Below are 17,389 nucleotides of genomic sequence, written 5' to 3'. Positions count from 1 at the left end.
GCAGAGATCAGGAGGCCGCGGCTTCCTCGTCGGCGTCTTCATCCTCGTTTTGGCGCGAGGAGGCCGCGCGCGGCGCGCGGAACATGTCGATCTGGTTCGGGTGCTCGACCGACAGCTGGCCGTCGATCGTCCAGAATGGCGTCTTCATGAACTTGACGGTGTCGGGCAGTTTCGACTTGGCGTCGGCCTTGATGTCGATGCGGCCAAGCTCGTAATCGAGCGTGATCTTGACGATGATCTCGGCCTTGCACTTGTCGGCAGGGCATTCCTCGACCGCCAGGATGGCTTCGTTCAGCAGCTTGTCGCAGTGGCTCGAAAAATCGCCACGCGACAGCAGGCCGAGCATTTCACGAAAGGTTCTAAGCACGCGGCTCATAGGTTTTCTCCGTTGGGGTTGGAATGCGAGCCATGCGCAGCGCCAGCGCCGAGCGCTCGAACAGCGGGTCACCGAACAGCCTGGCCGTCAGCGAGCGGCGGTCGGGCGGGATTTCGTCGAGCTTTTTGGCGCGGTCGATATAGGCCCCCGCGCGCGGATGCAGCACCCGCTCCAGCGGCGCGGCTATGATCGGCAGATGGCGATCGGCCAGCGCCTCCAGCCGGACGATGACGACGAACAGGCCGAACGAGCCGCCGCTGCCCGATGCCAGCTTCCTGACGCAGCCGGCGCGCATCAGTTCGCCGGCCAGCCGGTAGAGCGGCGGCTTGCTGGTGTATTCGAGATCGTCCATTGCCGCCGCGATCAGCGGCTCGACCGGCTGGCCGACAGGGCCAAGGCCGGTCATCCAGGACAAAAGCACTTCGGCGGGCGCGGACAGCATCGCTCACGACCCCCTTGGCGGCACGAACAGGCAGATCGTCTTGCCGGCATCGAGCCCGGAACGGTGCGCGCACCAGTGGAACTGGCCGTCGGGGCTGTCCTTGATGCGCTTGTCGGTCATCGGGATCAGCTCGCCGGTCTTGCGGATCTCGTAGCCGCGCGCGCCCTCGACGATCGCCGCGTCGGGCACCGATTCGCAGTCATAGTTGGCGCAGCAGGCGAAGGGATAGGACCAGCCCTGCGGCTTGGCGGCGGAGGGCAGGGCATCGTGGGGGAAGGCTTTCGCCACGAAGCCGGCCGCAAGCGCGATCGCCGCTATGGCAAGGCCGACGGCGAGGCCGCCGGAGAGGGAATGCAGCGGCTGGCGCATCATGCCACCTTCGGAATTTGCATGCGTTGCGGGAAAGCCTTGTCCAGCCCCTCGCCGATCTCGGCGCAGGACACGTCGAACTTGCTGATGTTGGCAAAGCCTTGCCGGCGCTTGGCCTTGGCGAAGTCGCCCGCCCTGTCGAGGACGGCATAGATGTCGAAGTCATCGATGAAGCGCGCGAGGTCCGCGCCCTGGGCGACGAGCCACGGCCGGTCGGCGACGGCGGCCAGCAGCGGCTTCAGGATGTCGTTGGAATAGGCATCGGCCGTCTTGCCGAATTCCGAATTGCGCACGCCCTTGAGCGCCAGCGTCGCCGTCTTTGCGGTGCCGGCGCGGACATGACCCCTGATGAGGCCGATGGCAAAGATTTCGCCCGGCTTCTTCTGGTCGGTGGTTGCGTTGTTCGTCATCAGCCGGCAGCCGGCGTCGGCGCATACGTCGGCGCAGGCCACCGCCCATTTTTCCCTGGCCACCAGTGCGGCCTTGAAGATGTTCCAGATGGTGACCTTGGTGACGAGGCCATTGACCGCCGCGAAGCTCGCCGCCTGTTCGGCCTGGCTCATCTGCACGATCTGGCAAGGCACTTCCGCAAAGCCGCAGATCGCAGCCGCATGGGTGCGGTGCTGGCCATCGATGATGGCGTACCGCCCGCCCTCGACCGGCGCCACGAAGACAGGCGAAAAGCGCGACCACTTGAACCGGTCGGCGATCCGCCGGATCGCGGTCCAGTTTCCCGGCTTCAGGTCGCGCTGATAGGTTTCGTCGACGACCAGGTCGGCGATCTTGAGCCATTGCAGCATGGGCGCCGGGCCCGGATCGATCGATCCGGGGCGCGCAAGCTTTTCCACGTCAATGTCGCGAACCATTATGGCCGTTCCTTTGAAGCAGCGCCGAAAGCCCGGCGCGCGGCACAAACGGGTTACGCGGTGAGACGAAGCAACTGGCGCGGTGCCTGGCGCTCGGCGGGCGTACCCGAGCCGACGGCGCGGCGGCCATGGTGCGGGCAATAGCTGCGCTCGTCGGCTGTTGGCGCGGCGCAGAACAGATGCTGGCCGCCCTGGGGCGCGTCGTTCACCGGCCACCGGCACTGCGCATGGCCGAGCGCTTCGAGCGGCAGGTGGCGCGCGGCGCGGTCATAGGCTGATGGCGGAATCTCGTCGACGATGCGCAGCGGCACGACGGCAGATGGCCCCTCACCAAGCGCGGCCAGCGGCTCGCAAGCTCGCCGGGCCTTGTCTGTCCCAGGGGGCGAGGAGGGGCGCCGGCGCACGTCTTCCTCGCCCCTTGGGGGAGAGGATAGATTGCCCCGCTGAGGCGAAGCCGAAGCGCTGGGCGATCTTGGTGAGGGGTGCTGCGCCCGCGCGGCTTGTCTTGCGCCGCCGAAATTGCCGCCGCCGCCATGCCCGTAGCGGGCAAAGCCGATCGCCCTCAGACGCGCGTTGCGGTGCACGATGCCGACGATGGCGTTGCGCGTCACCGTCGATCCGCGCCAAACCGAAAGCCTGCCCGCGATCTGCGACGCCGACAGGCCTCCGCGAAGCCAGCCGGCAATGCTATCGATTTCGGTCTCTGTGTAGCCTGATTGATTGGAGCCCATTACGCAGCCCCTCCCGACACCACGGAAAGCCCGCCGGCGGCGCGGATGCCGGCCAGCGCCTTGCGGTATTGCGCCAGCGCCAGTTCGAGCTGCCCGGCGGCGCGGTCGATGGTGGTGGCCTCGTTCGGCGTCACCTTGCCGTCGGCGAAGGCGGCGGCGCCGGCGGCCATCAATTCGCCGGCATGGATGATGGCGTCGGCATGGCGCGCCATGACATTGCCCTGGCTGACCGTCTCGGCGTTTGGCTCGGCCAACCTGCGGCCGCACACTTCGGCCAAGGCCGCCGTGACCAGCGGCTGGCCGCAATGCGCCTCGAGCTTCATCAGTGCGGAGAGCGGCATCAGCGTCGAATCGCCGAGATCGTTCCAGCGGCCGACGGTCGAGCGCCCCATCGAGGTGATCTCGGCGCATTCGTCGATGCCGCCGCACAGCGCGATGATCTGGTTCTGCGCTGATTTTATGCGTAGCTCGCGGGCCGTGGTCATTTTTCCCCCTCCGCCGTCCTTGCGGCAATAAAAATCCCGCGCCGGGATTTCCCGGCGACAAATCCCGTGGCGGGACCGATGCGATGGATTCAAAGTGCTGAGATCAAAACCCCAAAGGAGGCCCGCATGCCCAATGGAAAAAGCTCATCGCCGCATCCCCCGGTTCGGTTCCTTCGCGCTGACCAGGCGGGCGTGTCGGCCCTGCTCGATGCGCATGAAATCGGCGTGGTCGCCGCCATCGTCGGCCAGGCCACTGCGGGCCAGCGTCGGCAGGCCGACGCGGTCGGCATGGACGCAGATGGCGCGGGCGATGACCTCGCCGGCGTCGACGCCGAGGGCCTCGCCGGTCAGCTTGAGGATCAGCGCGACGGCTGGCGACAGGGTGACGGAGAAAACGACGCCGGCGGGGGCCCCCGCCTCCGCCAGCGCGCCCGGCCCCGGTGCGGCGGCGTCGGGGCAGGTCTCGGTGTAGTGATGAAAGGCCGCGCCATCCTGGGAGGAGAAGGATGGCGCGGCAGGTTCCGCGCAGGGTTGGGAGGCGGCAGGGAGGCGCGGGACGAGGCGGCCGCGAAAGTCGCTCATTCGGCGGCCTCGCTGACCGGAAAGAAATCAGCCGGGGCCAGGTCGATACTATTCTCGACCGCGAACTTGAGGATGGCCGGCTGCGCGGCCTGCGGGATGAGGCCGCCTGTGCCGCCGCGCTCCTTGGGCGACATCCAACGATATACGCGCGAAACGTGCTTGCCCGTCACCTTGGCAACGTTATCGATGCCAATCTTGGCGATGATTGATTTGGCCGGATCGAGGTGCGCTTCGCTCATGATCGCCATATTTGCGATTTTCGCGATTTTATGTCAAGATGATTTCGCGAACTTCGCGATAGGAAAATTCGCGGCAATCGCGAATATCGCTGTATGAGTGATCCGCAGCACGAACTCCGCCTCTATCTTCAAGAGGAGCTTGCCCGGCGACCGCATGGCACAAAGGGTGAGCTTGCCGCCTTCCTCGGCCTGAAGCCGGACGCCATAACCCGCATGGCCAACACCGACCCGGCTAAGGAGACGCGCTCCATCAAGGTTCATGAAATGGAACGCATCCAAGCGTTTTTCGGTCAGGATCACCATACGCCGCCCGAGCCGATTCGCGGCGCTGACGATATCCGCAAGATGCTTACGCGTATTGAAGGGCTAACAGATGGAAACGTCACGGCGTTACTGGGTATTATAGAGCAGCTGCGCGAGCCTAATGCCGGATCACCGTCACGTAGCCAGCCTGATGGTCGATCAGAACCCGCCATTCCCCCCCGTGAATCGACGCCATCGCGGTAGCGATCGAGGCAGCATTGCGCTCGATCTCGCTGGCCCGATCATCCGACCTCTTGTCGGCCAGCAATCTTTTGAGAATTTCCTCGCTCCGCGTCTTGGCACGCGGCATGTACTGGATCATTTCTCACCACCCCAGGCGCGATGCTTGATTAGGAACTATTTCCTTACTGAATGTCAACACGCCCCAGGTGCCTATTTGCATAGCACTATTCTTTGGTATGCGTTAACGGGATATCTCAACCTGTAACAATGGCGTGTGATTAGCGGGGAAAAGTAGTACCACATTTCGCTGCTTCCCGCTGAAAGTGGAACGATTTCGGCACCGCCTCGTTTCATTCATAAGGCTGGCATGCCACAGCCTTTTGAATCGCCAAGTTTCCATCTTCGCCTGCCGCACGAGCTGAAAGCACGGCTGCACGCGGCGAGAGGACGCAACAGCTTGAACCGGGAGATCATCGAGCGATTGGAGCGAAGCCTGGAGCCGGACCCGGCCCAGCGCCTGGCAGAGATGCTGAGGCCACTGCTGAGCGATCTTGATGATGCCGAGCGCGACGAACTCGTTTCATTGGTGGCCAAAGCTGTGGAAATCTTTGGCCGCAACGCCGCGAAACAGCGCCGCCGCTAGGTCACTTTTGCGTTAGCAACAAATGGCGGTTCAACAAATTCGCGTTTATCGCGATTTATAGCTTGACCAATATCGCGAATATCGCGAATATGGCCCCACTCGCAGCCCGCGAGCGGAGACAGCAAAAATGCGCATCTGCCTTGTTTCGATGCAGTCGGTCACCCCTTACAGCCAGTCGAAGATCGTCGACCCTGAAGTTTTTCCGAAGAAGGAAAAGGAGGGTGCGGAGGAATACGACAAGCGCCTCTGGAAAGAGAAGTCGACCTTCAATTCCGATGACGTTGTCTGCATTCCAGCCATGGCTCTCAAGATGGCGGTGGACGAGGCAGTAAAGCGGCTCAATATCGGCATCGCCGGCCGGGGCAAGTCGACCTACACCAAGTTCTTCGTCGCCGGCCAGATCTGCGAAGGCGATGTGCCGATCGGGGTTCATCGCAAGGATCTTGAGCAGATCACCATATGGGCCAATGCCGACGGGGTCCGCGGCTCCGGCAAGCGCGTCAAGCGCCGCTTCCCTTACGTTCAGCAGTGGGTCGGCATCGCCCGCTTCGCCATCCTCGACGAGGTCATTCCCAATGCAGTGTTCGAGAAGGCGGTCATCGAGGCTGGCCGGCTGATCGGTATCGGCCGCTTCCGGCCTGAAAAAGGCGGCTTCCTTGGCCGCTTCACTGTTTCCGGCTTCGAGTGGAGCGAAGTCTAATGTTTTTCATTTCGGTGCTTCGTTGCGCTTCTTGGCGCTCCGCCACTCAAAGCGGCGCGTCGCAGCGTCTCGCGACTCCGCGCATTTCATCTCGCCAGCGCCCCCCTTTCTTTTCCCACCACAGCGCCCCGCGCCGCGGCGTCGCGCATCGCCACGTTACGCGCCGCACCTCAACACGCCAGCCAAGGATACAACAATGAAGCCGATTTTTCAGATGTCTGCCGACGCCCGCCTACTGCTTGGCAGACTGGAAAAAGCATCGGTAGGCGAATTGCTGGCCTATGACGAATTGTCGGCCGTCATTTCACGGCCCGTCGGCGGCGCCTTTGGTCCGTTGCGCACCGCGCTTCGGCGCATGCTGCGCGACCATGACGCGGTTTTCGCCTGCGTCACCGGCAAGGGCGTCAAGCGGCTGTCCGATGCAGAGATCGTCGATGAAGGCGTGCAGGCGATGGACAAGGTTCGCCGGCGCGCGCAGCGCTCGGTCGAGCGCCAGATGAAGGCCGATTTCTCCAAGCTCGACCGCGAGCGCCAGGCGCGTTTTTCGGCGCAGGTCTCGGTCATGGGAACCATTGCATTCATGGCCAGAGGCTCGTCGGTCGAAAAGCTGGCCAAGGCAACGACGCCCGACCGCAAGGAACTGCCGGTCGCAGAGACGCTGAAACTGTTTGCGAAATAGGAGACGACCGAAATGGGAACCGATTTGCCCCCCGAAGAACTGAAGGACGTGCTCGCCGCGATCAGACGAAAAGAGGTCGTCCTGATCGGGTCGACAAACCCAAGCGGATCTCTCGATGACGTGGCGAAGGAAATTGAAGAGGCGATCGTAGCCAAGGAAAGGGAAAAACAATGATCGCCTACAGCCCGGCCAAGCATTCGGCACCGCGCTATGGAGGGCGGGGCTGTGGCGCTGGACGCCGACGCCCGGCGCATTGCGCGCCATATCTACATAAAAGCACGGCCGCCGAACCTCCGCCCCAAAGGGGTGACCTGCAATGAACGCCGCGCTGGACGCCTTCACCGACTGGCTGGTCGGCCACCGCCGCCTGACCGCATTGCTGCTCGCCGCCATCATCCTCGCCACCTTCTGGGTGGCGCGATGAGCCGGTGCGTCGGCCGCTTCAGCGGCGCAATTGTCGATCTCGACCTCGACCTCGGGCAGCGCCCGGCGTCGCAGCCGGCCCGCGCCGAAATCCCGGCGGCGCCGCGCCCGACCTGGTCGGCGCCGCTGCTGCTCGCCTGCCTGGGCGCAGCAACGCTGCTCGGCGTCTGGATGGGTCTGCGGCCATGAAGCGCGACGCCTTCCCGCATTGGCCGAGCGAAGCCTTCGACGCGCCGCCGGCATTGCAGACCATCGCCGTGCCGCCCAACGGCGAGCTGCGGCTGGTCTGCGCGCAATGGCCAGAATGCGGCTGTGAGGCCAGTTGCGACGCGGTCGCGGCGGCCGGCGGCGTCCTGCGCGCCGGCGACTGGATCGCGCTCGGCCTCGCCATCGCCACCGCTCTGGTCGGCATCGGCCTGATCGCCTGGAGTTTTGCCCCATGACCCGCGACGAAGCCCTCCTCGCGCTGGAAGAAGCCAACGCCGCTATGTGCGCGGCGGCCATGCTGTTCGCAAGCATCGAGCCTACGCTCGCGCGGTTCATGCAGGAGAGCCGCAACATGGAGAGCATCGGAGCCCTGATCCACCCGACGCTGTGGAAGGACCCCGAGCGCCAGGCCACCGAGGCGCTGCTGAAGCCGCTCTACCAGGCGGCGCTCGATTTTTCGAAACTCTACAAGGCCCAGCTCGCGCAAGCGGCGGGCGCATTGGAAAAGGTGCGCGGATGAGCAACGGGCCTGTCTTTCCCAAGCCTATCAAGAGTTGCGCCATTTCCGATGGCGGCCTGACACTGCGCGACTGGTTCGCCGGCCAGGCGCTGGTCGGGCTCGCCGTGCAGTGGACCGGATTTTCCCCCGACACCAAGGAGCGCGAAAAGGCGCGCCAGTGTTACGCACTGGCCGACGCCATGCTCCACGTCAGCGCCGAAGACCCGCTGGCGGTCGCGGCTTTTGCCGCGATGCAGGCGGCCGGCGGAAGCCATGCGGCGGCGGCCCGCGCCTTCATCGCCGAACTGCGCGGCGCCATCGAGAAGACGATTGAAACCTCGCCGGCCGGCGAAAGCGCGGAAGACTATGTCGAGCGGCTGATCGCCGTCCTCGAAGCGGAGGCCGACAAGGTATGACGCCGAAGGAATTCCGCGCCGAACTGACGAAGCTCATGCCCGGCTATTCGTGGACAGTCCACAAGTCGCGCAGCGACGCGCTTCTCAAGGCCACCGGCATCAAATCCAGCGGCTTCAACCGGCTCTCGACTTTGTTGGTTGAGCGGCGCGACAATTACGCCGCCACTGGTCGCCCTTGGTACGAGGTCAAAAGCGCTGGTTTCGGTCTTCGCGCGCCATTCCTTGCCGATTGCTCGGATGGAACGCTGGCTCGCGCACTTCGCGGCCTCCAAACCCACTACGAAACGATGGCGTCGACCTATCTGGGCCATGCCATGGCACTGCAATCAGCTCGCCCACAGAAGGAGCCGGCGACGGTCGGCTGAAGCTTCTCTCCCAGTTTTCCACCTCACCACAACCACAGGAGTATCGTCATGGAGTCTAAGTCAACCGACCTCACCGCCAGCATCGTGGCCGCCTATGTCGCCACCCATGGCTGACAAATCCTCCATCGAATGGACCGACGCGACGTGGAATCCGATCGTCGGCTGTTCCGTCCTCTCGCCCGGCTGCACGCACTGCTACGCCATGAAGATGGCGGCGCGGATCGAGGCCATGGGCTCAGCCAAGCAATACGCCGGCACCACGAAGAAGGTAAACGGCAACACCGTCTGGACCGGCAAGCTTGCGTTGGCGCCAGAGCATATCCTGACCCAGCCGCTGCGCTGGGCCAGGCCGCGCCGCATCTTCGTCAACTCCATGGGCGACCTCTTCCACGAGGACGTGCCCGACGAGTGGATCGACAGGGTTTTCGCCGTCATGGCGCTGGCGCCGCAGCACACGTTCCAGGTGCTGACCAAGCGCGCCAGGCGTATGCGGGAATACATGACGCGTTGGCCGGATGGGGCGGCCCGCATCCATCACGTCAAAATCGCTGCAATCGACATGTTTTTCCGCTCGAAGATCGAGAGGAAGCATTGGAGCACCAGCGACGATGACTACCAGGTTGTCAACAAGCGCATCAGCGCCGCGCTTGGCATGGTCGGCAACTGGACGACTTACACGCTGCGCTGGCCTCTCCCCAACGTCTGGCTTGGCGTCTCCGCCGAGCGCCAGCAGGAAGCCGACCTCCGCATTCCCGATCTGCTGGCGACGCCGGCGGCGATCCGCTTCGTCTCCGCCGAACCGCTGCTCGGGCCGATCGATTTCACCAGCATCTGCACCGGCCACTATTTCATCGACGCTTTGCGCGGCTTAAAGTATCACGATGCGCCGGACGGCGTTCATGGCGCGACAGAACAATGCGCCAAGCTTGACCAGATCATTGTCGGAGGAGAGAGCGGCCCAGACGCGCGGCCGATGTATCCGCAATGGCCGCGCTGGATCAGGAACGACTGCTCCGCAGCCGGCACTCCCTTCTTCTTCAAGCAATGGGGTGCCTGGGCGCCTGCGCGCCTCACAGACTGCTACGACACCTCGCGCGGGCGAAATGGTAAGCCGGTGGCCTTCCTGGTTGCACAGGACGGCACGGTTCACTGCTTTCACGAAACCGCAGGGATTGAACCGCAGGCGATGCTGCTGCTCGGCAAGAAAGCCGCCGGACGCCTACTCGACGGCATCGAGCACAACGGCATGCCCGAAACGCGCGAGGTGCCGGCGCTATGAGCACGATGCGCGCGAAGATCACAGTCAACCTGCACGACACCCATATCGGCATCTGGCAGGAGGACGCCCAGGACAGGACTTTCCGGGCCGACCTGTTCGCGCCTTTGATCAGGGCCATGCGGGCGCGCGGCTGGCATGTCGGCGCCGATCCTTCGGTCAGGAAGAACTATCGCATCCTCAACGCCAACCACCGGCTTGCGGCACGCGGCACGTTGCGCGCGTCGATCGAGATTGCCGGGCGTTGCATCAAGGTGGAATTCTGGGCAACGACCTGGCCGATGAACAATCGCAACGGCCGCCGCTATGATTTCGACAAGCTGGCCCGCATGGACTATCTCGACCGGCTGCGGTTCCATCTGGAGGCCCGTCGAATCGTCGACTGGCTGCGTACTCTCGCCCCAGTCACGGTCAAGCAGAACGACGTGGCCGGCCTGACCGCCCTGCAGCGCATCGAAAAGAGCTACGCCGAAAGCTGGCACACCGACAAGACGCTAGGCCGCCCGGTCAGCAAATACGCCTACAACCATACTGCGCGAGATGGCCTGAAAATCGAACACGGCGCGACCGTCTGGTTCGTTGACAATGGCGGGCGGATCGGACGAGGCACCGCCTATTACAACCTCAACAGCATGTGGCTGGTAGCCGCCGACAAGTTCACGCTGCTCAACCTGTCGTGCGGCGAGATATTCTGCACGCCGCCGACGGAACTGCGCACCAAGCGCAACGAGCGCCAGCGACGCGGACGGCTCGAGGCCGAACTGGCGGCCGCAACGCGTCGCATGGATTTCGCCCGCGCCGGACTTCTACGCCGGATCCTGTTCGGCGCCGAGCCGGTGTTCATGATCTGGGCGAAAGACCACGACGCCTATTATCGCCCGAACTACAGCGGCTATACCACCGACACGATCGCCGCCGGACGCTATACCCGCGCCGAGGCCGAGGCCGAAGTGCGCCGCGTGCCGCATGAGCTGATGGCCGTCGACCCGGAAGGCAAGCATCTCAAGGCCGCCGACTTCGACCGGAGAGCGGCATGATCGAACGCCACGCCGGCCTGTCCCAGATCGTCTGCGAATGCGGCGTCAGCCAGCGCCGCAGCTACGCCGCCGATGAGTTCGACATCATGGTGTCCGACGCGCGTGGCGAAGGCTTCGTCATCGCCAAGGTTTCGGGCGAATGGACCCACACCTGCCAGGACTGCGCCCGCCCGGGCGCCAGGCAACGGAGGCTGCTTTGACCGAGCGCATCGTCTCCGTCGCGATTTCGGCTTTCGGCATCATCGCCAGCCTGCCGGCGCCGGCCAGGCATGGCGATGTCCTGCGTAAGCTCTGGGATTTCAACCAGACCGTCGTCGGGCCTGATAGCCAGGGGTTCCTGACCAGTGCCGGCCGCTACGTCAACCGCCGCGACGCCGCCGAACTCGCCCTTGGCGCGGGCCAGTGCGACCGGCTGACCAGCGCGCCCGCTCTCTACTCGGAGGATCTCTGGTGACCGACCGCCCCATTCTCTTTTCCGCCCCCATGGTCCGCGCGCTGCTCGACGGCAGGAAGACGCAGACGCGGCGGGTGGCGAGAGATACGACCCTCCCGCACCTGCGCCATGCCGGCGATCTTCATTTGATCGTGGGCGAGGGCTTGCTGACCAGAAACCACTACTTCCGGGTCCCTTATGCCGTCGGCGACCGGCTATACGTTCGCGAAGCGTGGGCGACCGAGTCTGCCTATGACGATCTCTCGCCGTCCGCCATGGGTGGCGAAGAGCCAGTCAGGTACGACGCAGACGGCTCGCACCAGACCTGGGGCTATCCAGCAATCTCGAAGATCGGCCGGTTCCGGCAGGCCATGCACATGCCACGCTGGGCGTCGCGCCTGACACTGACCGTCACCGACGTCCGCGTCCAGCGGCTGCAGGAGATCAGCGAGGAGGACGCAAAGGCCGAGGGAGTCGACTTTAATGTCAACGGCGGACCCGATAATCGCGCTGCCTATTGCCGCCTGTGGAACACCCTCAACGCCGCGCGCGGCTTCGGCTGGGACGCCAACCCGTGGGTCGTCGCCGTCTCGTTCACCGTGGCGCGCGCCAACATCGATGCGGGGTCGCCATGCCGCTCTTGAAACCGGCCGAAGCCTGTGCAGAACTGGGCGTCTGCGACGATATATTGCGCGCCATGCGCAAGGCGGGGGAAATCCCCTACATCAATATCGGCCTGGGGACGAAGCGCGAGACGCCGCGCTACGAGCTTGAAGACCTCATCGCCTGGAAGGAAAAGCGAAAGAAAACCGCATGTCCGTCTACATCAGGGCCGACGCCAGGGATGGCACCTACACCTACGACTTCCAGCTACAGGGTCGTCGATTTTCAGGCTCGACGGAACGCACGTCTAAGCGCGAAGCCAAGGACGTAGAGCGGGCCAGGAGGGCCGAGGCGAAAGCCGCCATCGCCGTCGAAAAGGCCTTCGCCGACCCCAACATGACGGTCGCCGTCGCCACCAGCCGCTACTGGATCGAGATCGGCCAGAACCATCGCAACTGGAAGAACACCGAATGGTCGATGGCCTGGCTGGTCGCCCATTTCGGCCCCGACCTGCCGCTGCACGCCATCAACGACGAGAAGGTCGCCGCCATGGTGGCCAGGCGCCGCGGCGAATTCGTGCCCTCGCAGCGCAAGCCGGGGCGCAAATACCGCACCCGCGAGGCGCGCCGGCGCGTCAGTCCGGCCACCGTCAACCGCACCGTCACCCAGCCGCTGCGCGAGATCGTGCTGCGCGCCGGCGCCGTCTGGGGCGTCAGGACCGGCGATATCGACTGGGGCAAGCATCTGCTGGCCGAGCCCAGGGAGCGCGTGCGCGAGGCGAGCGTGGCCGAGGAAACCGCCATCATGGCCGAGCTGTCGCGCGGCTACGAGGTCGCGGTCGAATTCGCCTTCCTCAATGGCTGCCGGCGCATGGAGATCCTGGGGCTGGAATGGAGCCGGGTCGATTTCTTCGGCCGCCGCTTCACCGTCATCGGCAAGGGCAGCAAGCCGCGCTCGATCCCGATGACCAAGCGCACCTTCGAGATCCTATGGGCCCAGCAGAACTATCACCCAGAAAAGGTCTTCACATACTTCGCCGCCAGGACGGTGAGGACGGGGGACCGCGTACTCGTCAAGGGCAATCCCTATCCATTGACCGAATCGGGCCTCAAGATCGCCATGCGCCGCGCCGTGCCCAGGGCCGGCGTCAAGAATTTCCACTTCCACGACACCCGCCACACCACCGCCACCCGCGTGCTGCGCCGCAGCAATCTGAAAGTCGTCCAGCAGCTGCTCGGCCACGAGGACATCAAGACGACCACCAAATACGCCCACGCCATGCTGGAGGACGTGCTCAACGCCCTGGAGGCCGCGCAGACAAAAAGTCCCACGGAAAATCCCACGGAAAGTCCCACGGAAACCACCAACACCATGAATTCACTGGGAAAATCCGCCTGAGAGCCACCGCCCCCCAGTCAAGTGCGCTACCGGGCTGCGCTACACTCCGGACCGGTCGCGATGTATCGTGATAACCCGGCTCGGGTCAACCGATTTCCGCGATAATTATCTTGCCGCGATCGCTGGTTTGAATGAGGCCGGCAAGACCGGCCTCAACAGCCGCTGGTGGCGGTATTCCAGGGCGATGGCGCCCCAGATCAAGCCGAGCAGCAGGTACATGTGGCGCCAGTGGTCGATGTCGATGAAGGTGCCGAGCCCGATATTGCCGATAAAGGCGACGTAGGCGCACAGCAGGTAGGGCTGCCACGGCCGGTCGCGCAGCAGGATGCGGAATCCGGCCGATATCGTCCAGAAGAACAGCGTCAGGAACGAGACGAAGCCGAGCCAGCCATAATCCATCAGCATTTTCAGCCAGATGTCGTGTGTGTCCTCGCCGTAGATCGTGCCGAAGACCAGCGGCCCGATGCCCAACGGGTGCTCCATGGCCATCTGGAAACCGATCGAGTAGCGCGCGAAGCGGCCGAGGCGGGCGGTGTCGTAGCTCTGTTCGAGGTGGGCGCGGCTGGAAAACATCTCCGCCACCCCAGGCAATTGCAATATGACGATGATGGCGACGGCAAGCAGCGACAGGGCGGCGATGGTCATGATTACCACGCGCAGCCGGAACATGCCGCTGGCGCTCTGCAGGAACAGGCAGCCGGTGAGCAGGATGGCCGAGACCGCGAACATGCCCCAGGCGCCGCGCGAGAACGAGAAGAAAATACCGGCGCTGATGATCAGCAGCGGCACGGCCAGCAGCGGCATGCGCGTGACCGGTCCGGTCAACAGCAGATAGAGCAGGTAGATGCCGGGCAGCACCAGGAACGGCCCGAACACGTTCGGGTCCTGGAAGGCACCGGCGGCGCGGTCGTATTTGGTGAACATTTCCGTGCCGGGGAAGGCGTGGAAATAGCCTGCTATGCCAAGCAGCGACGTGGCCACGGCCGAGACGACATAGGCATTGAAGATCAGCCGGTAGAGGTTCGGCTGCGTTGCGGTGACCGATGCGAAGAACACCGCGCTGAAGGCGAGAAACAGCGACACGGCGAGATAGAGCGGCGTATAGGCGAGGTCCGCCATCTGCGTCATGGAGATCATGCCGCCGATGTTCATGGTCACCAGCAGCACCAGCAGCGGCATGGCCGCGCGCGAAATCCGCAGGCCGAACAGGGCCCAGATGGCGATAAGCGCGGCCATGTAAATTTCGTAAGGCGCCGGCTCGCTGATGACGAAGCCCGACAGAAGAATGCCGAGCACGACCGCGCTCGAGGAAATCAGCGTGATCAGCTTGGCGTTGATCGCCGCGCGCGGCAGATCATGGCTGATCGCGCTCAATAGGCGTTTTCCGTATTGAGCAGCCGGATCGGCGTCAGGAACAGAATCCGCAGATCGAACAGCAGCGACCAGTTTTCGATGTAATAGAGGTCATACTCCGTCCGCATGCGGATCTTTTCATTGGTGTCCATCTCGCCGCGCCAGCCATTGATCTGCGCCCAGCCGGTGACCCCTGGCTTGACCTTGTGGCGCGCGAAATAGCCATCGACCACTTCGTTGTAGAGCAAATTGTGCGACTGCGCCGCTATGGCGTGCGGACGCGGACCGATGAGCGAGAGCGAGCCGAGCAGCGAGTTGAAGAATTGCGGCAGCTCGTCGATCGAGGTCTTGCGGATGAAGCGGCCGACACGGGTGACGCGCGGATCGTTCTTGGTCACCGTCTGCTTGGCGGTCGGGTCCGACCTGTCGGTGTACATAGAGCGGAATTTGTAGACTTCGATCACCTCGTTGTTGAAGCCGTGCCGCTTCTGCTTGAACAGCACCGGTCCCTTGCTGTCGAGCTTGATGGCGATGGCGGTGGCCAGCATAAAGGGCGAGAACGCGATGATGCCCATGAGGCTGAAGATGATGTCGAAGGCGCGCTTGGCGACCGAATCCCAATCGTTGATCGGCTTGTCGAAGATATCGAGCATCGGCACCGAGCCGATGTAGGAATAGGCGCGCGGACGGAACTGCAGCGCATTGGAATGCGCCGACAGCCGGATGTCGACCGGCAGCACCCACAGTTTCTTCAGCAATTGCAGCACGCGCGATTCGGCGGTCAGCGGCAACGACACGATCAGCATGTCGATGCGGGCGATGCGGGCGAATTCGATCAGTTCCGAAATGGTGCCGAGCTTGGGATAGCCGGCGACGAGGGCTGGCGAACGCTTGTCGTTGCGGTCATCGAAGATGCCGCAGATGCGGATGTCATTGTAAGGCTGCTTTTCCACCGAGCGGATGAGCACTTCCGCCGCCTTGCCGCCACCGACGATGACGGCGCGCCGTTCCATGCTGCCATCGCGCGCCCAGCGCCGGATCAGCTTCGACATCACCAGCCTGAGGCCGAAGAGGCAGACAAAGGCAACGACGAACCAGGTGCCGAACAGCAGGCGCGAATAGTCTTGCGACATCTTCATGACGAATGCCGTCAACGCCATCAGGGCGAAGGTCCCGGCCCAGACGAGCAGGATGCGCCCGAAATTGGCGATCGGCCGCATCAGGGATACGACCTGGTAGCAATCCGTGACATCGAGCAGCACCACGGCGAGGAACGACGCGGCGGCGATCGTCAGCGGATATTGCCAGGCCAGGTAATTGAAGAATCCGACATAGTAGAAATAGACGCAAAGCCCCGAGACCAGCAGCACCGCGAATTCGACCATGCGCAGCACGCCGCTGACCATGATCGGCGACATTGTATCGCGCCGGTATTGCGACGCGACCTGTCGGGCAACGTCGTTCATGCCGCCGGGCTTGTCGCCTTCGGCAGGGCCGTCGAATTTACGGACCGCTTCTGATGAAAAGCGGTGCGCGGGGTCGATCTCGTTCATGGAACAGTCCGCAAGCTTCCCCAGGGTGATTAGCAAAAGAGAGCTAAGAAACCCTTGAAACAACCCATGGCTTTGGAAGAGCTTGGGACTAGTTTGCCAGCGCGGCGAAATACGCCTTCTCGATTTCGGCGGCCATGACGTCGGCGCCGAAGCGCGCCCTGAGCGTGGATTCATCGGGCATCAATTTGCGATAGGCGGCGAGGTCGCCCAGCGCCTGGCTCATCTTATCGGCGAGTTCGGCCGGATCCGGCCGGATCAGGGCGGGGGAGCCTGAACCGAAAATCTCCGGTATGCCGCCGACCGAGGTCGCAATCATTGGTCTTGCCGCGGCAAGTGCCTCCAGCACGGTATAGGGCATGGCCTCGGCACGCGAGGGAACGACGACGAGCGCCGCCAGGACAAAGGCCTCCCGGGCCGGCATAGGCGGCAGGAAGCGGACATTGCCTTCAAGCCCCAGGCGCTTCACCTGCTCGTGGTAGCGGGGCAGGTCGTCGCCATCGCCGACCATCACGGCACTCGGTGATCGGCCAAGCCGGGAAGCGACGGCGGCCAGCGCATCGATGAAGATATCTGGGCCCTTGAGGTCCCGCATCATGCCGATATAGAGCAAATCAGCCGCATCGGACCCGGCGGTCACCGTCTCGAATTCGGTGGCGCGAAGTCCATTGTAGACCAGCGTGTTCGGGATCGGCGGCTCGCCTACCTTCCTGCGATAGGTCCGCCGCTCGTAGTCGGAGACGAACAGCAGACTGTCGGTGAAGCGCGCCATGAGATACTCGAGCGCGAAGAACAGCTTTCCGGTGGCTGTGTTCTCGTCATAGTGGAGAGAACCGCCATGCGGCGAATAGAGGCGGGCTACGCGAGACCTTGATACCCGCAACAATGAGCCGAACAGACGGGCATAGACGCCACCCTTGGCGCCGTGCCCGTGCAGCACGTCCGGCCGCAATTCCTTGATGATCCTGTAGGTGCGCCGCGCCGAGGTCACGTCGCCCGGGCCGACATGGCGCTGCATTGGCGTGCGATGGATGCCGAGCGCCAGCGTGCCCTTCATCTGCTCGAACAGGCGCTCCTCGAGTTCGCCGCCGGTGGTGGAGTCGCAAACGATGCCGACCATGTGGCCGGCGGCGACCTGCGCTTCCGTCAGGTCGCGCACGTGCCGGAAAATTCCTCCGACGGGTGAGCGAAAGCAGTGGACGATCCTGAGCTTGCCCGCCACGAGGTGTCT

Annotated in this window: 28 protein-coding genes; 15 read left to right on the top strand and 13 right to left on the bottom strand. The window is 63.8% G+C overall.

The annotated features are described in order from the left end of the window. Nucleotides 1-7: 7 nt before the first annotated feature. From EN851_RS07670 to EN851_RS07625, 10 genes are all read right to left on the bottom strand, one after another. The gene (locus tag EN851_RS07670) at nucleotides 8-376 is read right to left on the bottom strand and encodes a hypothetical protein (protein ID WP_135928886.1); all 369 of its coding nucleotides are present in this window, start codon (nucleotides 374-376) and stop codon (nucleotides 8-10) included. After that, a complete protein-coding gene (locus EN851_RS07665) occupies nucleotides 360-818 on the bottom strand; it encodes a hypothetical protein (protein WP_135928885.1) in 459 nt (152 codons plus the stop codon). The genes EN851_RS07670 and EN851_RS07665 overlap by 17 nt, the downstream gene beginning before the upstream one ends. Before the next feature lie 3 nt (nucleotides 819-821). Then, nucleotides 822-1,190: a hypothetical protein gene (locus tag EN851_RS07660; RefSeq protein ID WP_135928884.1), complete on the bottom strand. Its 369-nt coding sequence runs from the start codon at nucleotides 1,188-1,190 to the stop codon at nucleotides 822-824. Beyond that, nucleotides 1,187-2,053, bottom strand: coding sequence for a ParB N-terminal domain-containing protein (locus tag EN851_RS07655; RefSeq protein ID WP_135928883.1), 867 nt, complete (start codon nucleotides 2,051-2,053; stop codon nucleotides 1,187-1,189). The genes EN851_RS07660 and EN851_RS07655 overlap by 4 nt, the downstream gene beginning before the upstream one ends. Before the next feature lie 53 nt (nucleotides 2,054-2,106). Next, nucleotides 2,107-2,784 (bottom strand): GcrA family cell cycle regulator, encoded by a 678-nt coding sequence (locus EN851_RS07650; RefSeq protein WP_135928882.1) that lies wholly within the window; start codon nucleotides 2,782-2,784, stop codon nucleotides 2,107-2,109. Continuing rightward, the gene (locus tag EN851_RS07645) at nucleotides 2,784-3,269 is read right to left on the bottom strand and encodes a phage regulatory CII family protein (protein WP_135928881.1); all 486 of its coding nucleotides are present in this window, start codon (nucleotides 3,267-3,269) and stop codon (nucleotides 2,784-2,786) included. Before EN851_RS07645 ends, EN851_RS07650 begins: the two co-directional genes overlap by 1 nt. Nucleotides 3,270-3,413: 144 nt before the next feature. After that, nucleotides 3,414-3,851 carry a hypothetical protein gene (locus tag EN851_RS07640; protein ID WP_135928880.1) on the bottom strand — a complete coding sequence of 146 codons (438 nt, stop codon included), beginning with the start codon at nucleotides 3,849-3,851 and terminating at the stop codon, nucleotides 3,414-3,416. Beyond that, entirely contained in the window at nucleotides 3,848-4,099 is a 252-nt protein-coding gene (locus EN851_RS07635) for a hypothetical protein (protein ID WP_245520705.1), read from the bottom strand. Before EN851_RS07635 ends, EN851_RS07640 begins: the two co-directional genes overlap by 4 nt. Before the next feature lie 24 nt (nucleotides 4,100-4,123). Continuing rightward, nucleotides 4,124-4,393 carry a hypothetical protein gene (locus EN851_RS07630; protein ID WP_135928879.1) on the bottom strand — a complete coding sequence of 90 codons (270 nt, stop codon included), beginning with the start codon at nucleotides 4,391-4,393 and terminating at the stop codon, nucleotides 4,124-4,126. Between the two features lie 118 nt (nucleotides 4,394-4,511). Beyond that, complete coding sequence (locus EN851_RS07625; RefSeq protein WP_135928878.1) at nucleotides 4,512-4,715, bottom strand: hypothetical protein; 204 nt, start codon at nucleotides 4,713-4,715, stop codon at nucleotides 4,512-4,514. A gap of 228 nt (nucleotides 4,716-4,943) precedes the next feature. Here EN851_RS07625 and EN851_RS07620 point away from each other — a divergent pair, with 228 nt between their 5' ends. The 15 genes from EN851_RS07620 to EN851_RS07555 all read left to right on the top strand — a co-directional run bounded on the left by EN851_RS07620 (nucleotide 4,944) and on the right by EN851_RS07555 (nucleotide 13,255). Then, entirely contained in the window at nucleotides 4,944-5,219 is a 276-nt protein-coding gene (locus EN851_RS07620; RefSeq protein WP_135928877.1) for an Arc family DNA-binding protein, read from the top strand. Nucleotides 5,220-5,346: 127 nt separating this feature from the next. Then, the gene (locus EN851_RS07615; protein WP_135928876.1) at nucleotides 5,347-5,919 is read left to right on the top strand and encodes a hypothetical protein; all 573 of its coding nucleotides are present in this window, start codon (nucleotides 5,347-5,349) and stop codon (nucleotides 5,917-5,919) included. A 196-nt stretch (nucleotides 5,920-6,115) separates the two neighbouring features. Then, nucleotides 6,116-6,598 (top strand): hypothetical protein, encoded by a 483-nt coding sequence (locus tag EN851_RS07610; RefSeq protein WP_135928875.1) that lies wholly within the window; start codon nucleotides 6,116-6,118, stop codon nucleotides 6,596-6,598. Nucleotides 6,599-6,610: 12 nt separating this feature from the next. Further along, the gene (locus EN851_RS36210) at nucleotides 6,611-6,772 is read left to right on the top strand and encodes a hypothetical protein (protein ID WP_189521778.1); all 162 of its coding nucleotides are present in this window, start codon (nucleotides 6,611-6,613) and stop codon (nucleotides 6,770-6,772) included. Nucleotides 6,773-7,018: 246 nt separating this feature from the next. Next, a complete protein-coding gene (locus EN851_RS07605) occupies nucleotides 7,019-7,210 on the top strand; it encodes a hypothetical protein (RefSeq protein ID WP_135928874.1) in 192 nt (63 codons plus the stop codon). After that, nucleotides 7,207-7,464 (top strand): hypothetical protein, encoded by a 258-nt coding sequence (locus EN851_RS07600; RefSeq protein ID WP_135928873.1) that lies wholly within the window; start codon nucleotides 7,207-7,209, stop codon nucleotides 7,462-7,464. The genes EN851_RS07605 and EN851_RS07600 overlap by 4 nt, the downstream gene beginning before the upstream one ends. Continuing rightward, a complete protein-coding gene (locus EN851_RS07595; RefSeq protein WP_135928872.1) occupies nucleotides 7,461-7,748 on the top strand; it encodes a hypothetical protein in 288 nt (95 codons plus the stop codon). Before EN851_RS07600 ends, EN851_RS07595 begins: the two co-directional genes overlap by 4 nt. Then, nucleotides 7,745-8,143: a hypothetical protein gene (locus tag EN851_RS07590; RefSeq protein WP_135928871.1), complete on the top strand. Its 399-nt coding sequence runs from the start codon at nucleotides 7,745-7,747 to the stop codon at nucleotides 8,141-8,143. Before EN851_RS07595 ends, EN851_RS07590 begins: the two co-directional genes overlap by 4 nt. Further along, entirely contained in the window at nucleotides 8,140-8,508 is a 369-nt protein-coding gene (locus EN851_RS07585) for a hypothetical protein (RefSeq protein ID WP_135928870.1), read from the top strand. Before EN851_RS07590 ends, EN851_RS07585 begins: the two co-directional genes overlap by 4 nt. Before the next feature lie 106 nt (nucleotides 8,509-8,614). Continuing rightward, on the top strand, nucleotides 8,615-9,787 hold the full coding sequence (locus EN851_RS07580) for a phage Gp37/Gp68 family protein (protein WP_135928869.1): 1,173 nt from the start codon (nucleotides 8,615-8,617) through the stop codon (nucleotides 9,785-9,787). Further along, nucleotides 9,784-10,821, top strand: a complete 1,038-nt coding sequence (locus EN851_RS36205; protein WP_245520704.1) for a hypothetical protein — start codon at nucleotides 9,784-9,786, stop codon at nucleotides 10,819-10,821. Before EN851_RS07580 ends, EN851_RS36205 begins: the two co-directional genes overlap by 4 nt. Then, a complete protein-coding gene (locus EN851_RS07570) occupies nucleotides 10,818-11,021 on the top strand; it encodes a hypothetical protein (protein WP_135928868.1) in 204 nt (67 codons plus the stop codon). Before EN851_RS36205 ends, EN851_RS07570 begins: the two co-directional genes overlap by 4 nt. Continuing rightward, the gene (locus tag EN851_RS07565; protein WP_135928867.1) at nucleotides 11,018-11,275 is read left to right on the top strand and encodes a hypothetical protein; all 258 of its coding nucleotides are present in this window, start codon (nucleotides 11,018-11,020) and stop codon (nucleotides 11,273-11,275) included. The genes EN851_RS07570 and EN851_RS07565 overlap by 4 nt, the downstream gene beginning before the upstream one ends. Beyond that, nucleotides 11,272-11,898 carry a hypothetical protein gene (locus tag EN851_RS07560; RefSeq protein ID WP_135928866.1) on the top strand — a complete coding sequence of 209 codons (627 nt, stop codon included), beginning with the start codon at nucleotides 11,272-11,274 and terminating at the stop codon, nucleotides 11,896-11,898. Before EN851_RS07565 ends, EN851_RS07560 begins: the two co-directional genes overlap by 4 nt. A gap of 169 nt (nucleotides 11,899-12,067) precedes the next feature. Next, a complete protein-coding gene (locus EN851_RS07555; RefSeq protein WP_135928865.1) occupies nucleotides 12,068-13,255 on the top strand; it encodes a site-specific integrase in 1,188 nt (395 codons plus the stop codon). Between the two features lie 105 nt (nucleotides 13,256-13,360). Here the strand turns inward: EN851_RS07555 and EN851_RS07550 are convergent, their stop codons facing one another. From EN851_RS07550 to EN851_RS07540, 3 genes are all read right to left on the bottom strand, one after another. After that, nucleotides 13,361-14,629: an O-antigen ligase family protein gene (locus EN851_RS07550; RefSeq protein ID WP_127279590.1), complete on the bottom strand. Its 1,269-nt coding sequence runs from the start codon at nucleotides 14,627-14,629 to the stop codon at nucleotides 13,361-13,363. Beyond that, nucleotides 14,626-16,161 (bottom strand): undecaprenyl-phosphate glucose phosphotransferase, encoded by a 1,536-nt coding sequence (locus EN851_RS07545; RefSeq protein WP_127279589.1) that lies wholly within the window; start codon nucleotides 16,159-16,161, stop codon nucleotides 14,626-14,628. Before EN851_RS07545 ends, EN851_RS07550 begins: the two co-directional genes overlap by 4 nt. An 88-nt stretch (nucleotides 16,162-16,249) precedes the next feature. Then, nucleotides 16,250-17,380: a glycosyltransferase gene (locus EN851_RS07540; RefSeq protein ID WP_127279588.1), complete on the bottom strand. Its 1,131-nt coding sequence runs from the start codon at nucleotides 17,378-17,380 to the stop codon at nucleotides 16,250-16,252. Between the last annotated feature and the right edge of the window lie 9 nt (nucleotides 17,381-17,389).

Source organism: Mesorhizobium sp. M8A.F.Ca.ET.208.01.1.1 (genome assembly GCF_004791315.1).
Taxonomy (GTDB): domain Bacteria; phylum Pseudomonadota; class Alphaproteobacteria; order Rhizobiales; family Rhizobiaceae; genus Mesorhizobium.
The sequence above is the reverse complement of the archived record's forward strand: the minus strand, read 5'-3'. Positions and strand labels throughout refer to the sequence as shown.

What these genes read in the sequence shown, in the direction of transcription:
- EN851_RS07670 (WP_135928886.1), bottom strand. Translation starts at nt 376, where the DNA reads ATGAGCCGCGTGCTTAGAACCTTTCGTGAAATGCTCGGCCTGCTGTCG.
- EN851_RS07665 (WP_135928885.1), bottom strand. Translation starts at nt 818, where the DNA reads ATGCTGTCCGCGCCCGCCGAAGTGCTTTTGTCCTGGATGACCGGCCTT.
- EN851_RS07660 (WP_135928884.1), bottom strand. Translation starts at nt 1,190, where the DNA reads ATGATGCGCCAGCCGCTGCATTCCCTCTCCGGCGGCCTCGCCGTCGGC.
- EN851_RS07655 (WP_135928883.1), bottom strand. Translation starts at nt 2,053, where the DNA reads ATGGTTCGCGACATTGACGTGGAAAAGCTTGCGCGCCCCGGATCGATC.
- EN851_RS07650 (WP_135928882.1), bottom strand. Translation starts at nt 2,784, where the DNA reads ATGGGCTCCAATCAATCAGGCTACACAGAGACCGAAATCGATAGCATT.
- EN851_RS07645 (WP_135928881.1), bottom strand. Translation starts at nt 3,269, where the DNA reads ATGACCACGGCCCGCGAGCTACGCATAAAATCAGCGCAGAACCAGATC.
- EN851_RS07640 (WP_135928880.1), bottom strand. Translation starts at nt 3,851, where the DNA reads ATGAGCGACTTTCGCGGCCGCCTCGTCCCGCGCCTCCCTGCCGCCTCC.
- EN851_RS07635 (WP_245520705.1), bottom strand. Translation starts at nt 4,099, where the DNA reads ATGGCGATCATGAGCGAAGCGCACCTCGATCCGGCCAAATCAATCATC.
- EN851_RS07630 (WP_135928879.1), bottom strand. Translation starts at nt 4,393, where the DNA reads ATGGTGATCCTGACCGAAAAACGCTTGGATGCGTTCCATTTCATGAAC.
- EN851_RS07625 (WP_135928878.1), bottom strand. Translation starts at nt 4,715, where the DNA reads ATGATCCAGTACATGCCGCGTGCCAAGACGCGGAGCGAGGAAATTCTC.
- EN851_RS07620 (WP_135928877.1), top strand. Translation starts at nt 4,944, where the DNA reads ATGCCACAGCCTTTTGAATCGCCAAGTTTCCATCTTCGCCTGCCGCAC.
- EN851_RS07615 (WP_135928876.1), top strand. Translation starts at nt 5,347, where the DNA reads ATGCGCATCTGCCTTGTTTCGATGCAGTCGGTCACCCCTTACAGCCAG.
- EN851_RS07610 (WP_135928875.1), top strand. Translation starts at nt 6,116, where the DNA reads ATGAAGCCGATTTTTCAGATGTCTGCCGACGCCCGCCTACTGCTTGGC.
- EN851_RS36210 (WP_189521778.1), top strand. Translation starts at nt 6,611, where the DNA reads ATGGGAACCGATTTGCCCCCCGAAGAACTGAAGGACGTGCTCGCCGCG.
- EN851_RS07605 (WP_135928874.1), top strand. Translation starts at nt 7,019, where the DNA reads ATGAGCCGGTGCGTCGGCCGCTTCAGCGGCGCAATTGTCGATCTCGAC.
- EN851_RS07600 (WP_135928873.1), top strand. Translation starts at nt 7,207, where the DNA reads ATGAAGCGCGACGCCTTCCCGCATTGGCCGAGCGAAGCCTTCGACGCG.
- EN851_RS07595 (WP_135928872.1), top strand. Translation starts at nt 7,461, where the DNA reads ATGACCCGCGACGAAGCCCTCCTCGCGCTGGAAGAAGCCAACGCCGCT.
- EN851_RS07590 (WP_135928871.1), top strand. Translation starts at nt 7,745, where the DNA reads ATGAGCAACGGGCCTGTCTTTCCCAAGCCTATCAAGAGTTGCGCCATT.
- EN851_RS07585 (WP_135928870.1), top strand. Translation starts at nt 8,140, where the DNA reads ATGACGCCGAAGGAATTCCGCGCCGAACTGACGAAGCTCATGCCCGGC.
- EN851_RS07580 (WP_135928869.1), top strand. Translation starts at nt 8,615, where the DNA reads ATGGCTGACAAATCCTCCATCGAATGGACCGACGCGACGTGGAATCCG.
- EN851_RS36205 (WP_245520704.1), top strand. Translation starts at nt 9,784, where the DNA reads ATGAGCACGATGCGCGCGAAGATCACAGTCAACCTGCACGACACCCAT.
- EN851_RS07570 (WP_135928868.1), top strand. Translation starts at nt 10,818, where the DNA reads ATGATCGAACGCCACGCCGGCCTGTCCCAGATCGTCTGCGAATGCGGC.
- EN851_RS07555 (WP_135928865.1), top strand. Translation starts at nt 12,068, where the DNA reads ATGTCCGTCTACATCAGGGCCGACGCCAGGGATGGCACCTACACCTAC.
- EN851_RS07545 (WP_127279589.1), bottom strand. Translation starts at nt 16,161, where the DNA reads ATGAACGAGATCGACCCCGCGCACCGCTTTTCATCAGAAGCGGTCCGT.